We start from the raw sequence: 2,099 nt of genomic DNA on the forward strand, positions 1-2,099 counted from the left end.
CTCCCGGTAGAACGACAGGCCCTTTTTTGTGCTCCGGAAAAGCACTGTCACATCGTCCATGGTCGCTCGGTCGTTGAGAGGGAGACGATCGCCGGGTCCGTGAGCGCCTCGTGGTCGCATTCCGACAACCCGGGCCCCGGAGGAACGGAGTCAGAGGGGCCCCACCCCCGGTCCCACCGCCACCGGCGGTTCGCTGGACGAGGCCGCCGAGGTGTTCCAGCGGCTGCGCTCGCGGCTGTTCGGGATCGCGTACCGGGTGCTGGGGAGCGTGTCCGAGGCCGAGGACGTCGTGCAGGAGGCGTGGGTGCGGTGGCAGGGGGCCGACCGCGCGGCCGTGCTGGACCCCGGCGCGTTCCTGGCCAAGGCGACGACGCGGCTGGCGATCAACGTGGCGCAGTCGGCGCGGGTCCGCCGCGAGGCGTACGTCGGGCCCTGGCTGCCGGAGCCCGTGGACACCAGCGTGGATCCACAGGTCGGCGCGGAGCGCGGCGAGGCGGTGGAACTGGCCGTGCTCCTCGTCCTGCAGAAGCTCAACCCGGTGGAGCGGGCGGCCTACGTCCTGCGGGAGGCCTTCGACTACCCGTACGACGACATCGCCGGCATGCTCCAGGTGACCCGGGCCAACACCCGGCAGATCGTCAGCCGGGCCCGCAAACGGCTGGCCGCCGAGCGCCGCGACCCCGTCGACACGGCGGAACACCGGCGGCTGCTCGAAGCGTTCGTCGCGGCGGCACGCCACGGTGACGTCGCCGCGCTCGAAGGGGTCCTCTCCGCCGACGTCGTCGCCTACGCCGACGGCAACGGCATGCGCGGTGTGGCCCGTCTGGAGGTCACGGGCGCCGGGCGGGTGGCCAGGATCAGCGCCTTCGCCAGGAAGTTCTTCCCGGGCGCCGACTACGACGTGGTCGAGGCCAACGGCCGGCCCAGCCTGCGGCTCGTCAGGGACGGCGCCACCGTGGCCCTGGTGAGCGCCACGGTGGGCCCGGACGGCATCGACGGGCTCTACTGGATCCTGACCCCGGCCAAGCTACGGGCGTACGAGCGCTCGGCCCACCGGGTCAGTCCTGCTTGAGCCAGTGCCTGGTCAGCTCTGCTTCAGCCAGTCCTCGTAGCGGGTGGTCGCCAGGTGCGCGGTGTCGTCGCCCGTGAGGACGTCCGGCATGCTCGCGAAGAGGCCGGCGGTCTCGTCGGTGACGACCGAACGGCCGTCCGGCTTCGCCGCCAGCGTGATCTCGGCGAGCCGGGCGAGCGGCAGGATCTCGGGGCCCGCGATGTCACGGACACCGTTCGACGGTGCGCCGAGCGCCGCCTCGGCGACGGCCGCCGCGACCTCGGCGGACGCGATCGGCCGCAGCCGCGTGGACGACAGCCGTACCTCCGTGCCCTGGGTGGACATGTCCATCACCGGGGCGATGAACTCGAAGAACTGGGTGGCCCGCACGACGCTGTACGGCACGCCGCCGTCGCGCACGGCGTTCTCCTGGGCGACCTTGGCCAGGTAGTAGCCGTAGTCGGGCACCTGGTCGACGCCGACGATGGAGAGGACGACGTGGTGGCCGACGCCGGCCTCCTTCTCGGCCGCGACGAGGTTGCGCCCGGCGCGCGTGAAGAAGTCCAGCGCCGCCTCCGCCTCGAACGAGGGGGAGTTCGACACGTCCACGACCACGTCCGCGCCCTTGACCGCCTCCGTGAGGCCCTCCCCGGTGAGAGTGTCGACGCCCGTGGAAGGAGTGGCGACCACGGCCTCGTGCCCCTTGTCGCGCACGAGCGCGACCACCTGCGAGCCGATGAGCCCCGTACCGCCGACGACCACGATCTTCATCACTGTCTCCGTTCACTGACACGCTTCCCGGCGGACACGGCACCCTCCGCCGCACCCGGTGCGCCGCCCGGTCCGGAGGCGCACACGAGAAGGACCGGTCAACGCACGGGTCTGTGACAGCCGGTCCGTGATCGCTCGCGAGGACCGCCCGGGACGGCGCGCATCGCGACATCGCGAGGGCCGTCCGCGACAGCGCGCATCGTGAGGGCCTGTGGTCGCCGGGCACCAGTCGCGGCACGCCTCCCCACGTTCAGTCGCCGCCGCCCCCGCCGCCGCA

At 72.5% G+C, this 2,099-nt stretch carries 2 protein-coding genes; one reads left to right on the forward strand and one right to left on the reverse strand.

Annotated features, from left to right (window positions below; genetic code table 11):
• The first annotated feature begins 211 nt into the window (after positions 1 to 211).
• Entirely contained in the window at positions 212 to 1,072 is an 861-nt protein-coding gene (locus AOK23_RS42395) for a sigma factor-like helix-turn-helix DNA-binding protein (protein WP_240496829.1), read from the forward strand.
• Positions 1,073 to 1,084: 12 nt separating this feature from the next.
• Here the strand turns inward: AOK23_RS42395 and AOK23_RS42400 are convergent, their stop codons facing one another.
• Positions 1,085 to 1,822 (reverse strand): SDR family oxidoreductase, encoded by a 738-nt coding sequence (locus AOK23_RS42400; RefSeq protein WP_055717712.1) that lies wholly within the window; start codon positions 1,820 to 1,822, stop codon positions 1,085 to 1,087.
• Between the last annotated feature and the right edge of the window lie 277 nt (positions 1,823 to 2,099).

This window comes from Streptomyces torulosus, from assembly GCF_001419765.1.
Lineage (GTDB): Bacteria > Actinomycetota > Actinomycetes > Streptomycetales > Streptomycetaceae > Streptomyces > Streptomyces torulosus.

Coding starts and splice junctions, on each gene's coding strand:
- AOK23_RS42400 (WP_055717712.1), bottom strand. CDS start 1,822: ATGAAGATCGTGGTCGTCGGCGGTACGGGGCTCATCGGCTCGCAGGTG.